At 64.8% G+C, this 1,089-nt stretch carries 2 protein-coding genes; both read left to right on the plus strand.

The genetic code is table 11. The features are described 5' to 3' along the window. Window positions 1–415: hypothetical protein (locus ABUA09_RS18200; protein ID WP_349949624.1), on the plus strand; the 415-nt coding region annotated here is incomplete at its 5' end. Between the two features lie 101 nt (window positions 416–516). Beyond that, window positions 517–1,089: an ECF transporter S component gene (locus ABUA09_RS18205; RefSeq protein WP_349949625.1), complete on the plus strand. Its 573-nt coding sequence runs from the start codon at window positions 517–519 to the stop codon at window positions 1,087–1,089.

Below are 1,089 nucleotides of genomic sequence, written 5' to 3' on the forward strand. Positions count from 1 at the left end.
CACCCAGACGCTGCCGCCCGACAGCGCCCACGCCGGGGATGGAGAGGCGGAAAAGGTCGCCCCGCTCCTGCGGTGGACGGTTCCGTCTGGCCTTGGCCTGATCCTGTTGGCGGCTCTCTGCCTCCGGCGGCGTCTCCTGCGGGAAAAGCGTCTGCGCCGCCTGGAGTGGGAGGGGGAGACCAATCAGGCCGTCCTGGCGGCCTACGGGTACCTCCAACGCCTGCTGCCCTGGGGCGGACAGGAGAACGCCAGGCTGGAGGAGCTGGCCTGCAAGGCCAAGTTCAGCCAACACAGGCTGACGGAAAAGGAGCGGGGGGAGGCCGCGACGCTGGTCCTCCGGGAGGCGGGACGGGTGGACGCCGCGCTTCCGGTCTGGAAGCGGTTGGCCTTCCGCTATCTGTGGGGCCTGTTCTGATGCGCCCAAACTGACCTTGCCGAATTTTCTAAAACTGAGATTTGAAATAAGACCAGTATTCGGCTATAATCAGACCAGCAACTGAGATAGGAGTGTTTGGAATGAATCGCCGTTTTGATCCCCGGACGCTGGCCTTCCTGGGGATGATGACCGCCCTGGTCTTTGCCAGCAATTACGCCCGCATTATCATGCCCATCGCCATCGGTGGGCGTACCTCGTTCACCCTGGCCAACATCGTCTGCGTGCTCTCCGGGCTGCTGCTGGGGCCCATCGGGGGGCTGGCCTCCGGGCTGGGCTCCGCCCTCTATGACCTCACCAATCCCCTCTATGCAGCCGAGTGCTGGATCACCTTCCTCACCAAGGGTGTCATGGGACTGGTGGCCGGCCTGCTGGTGCGCCGGCAGGCCAGGGAGGGAGAGTTGAGCTACGCCCGGTGCCTGGCGGGGGCGGTATGCGGATGCCTTGCCTATTATGTGCTCTATTTCGCCAAGAGCTTTTTCTATGACGGACTGTTGGTGGAGGGACTCCAGCCCGGAGTGGCGCTGGCCGCGCTCCCGCTGAAAATCCCCGCGTCAGTCTTCAACGCCTCCGTGGCCATCATTGCCGCGCCGCCGCTGGCTCTGGCCCTCCAGGCCGCCCTCAAGCGCAGCGGACTTACCCTGCGCCGGGCGTGA

Source organism: Intestinimonas sp. RTP31139st1_F5_RTP31139_211217 (genome assembly GCF_040226735.1).
GTDB lineage: Bacteria > Bacillota > Clostridia > Oscillospirales > Oscillospiraceae > Intestinimonas > Intestinimonas butyriciproducens.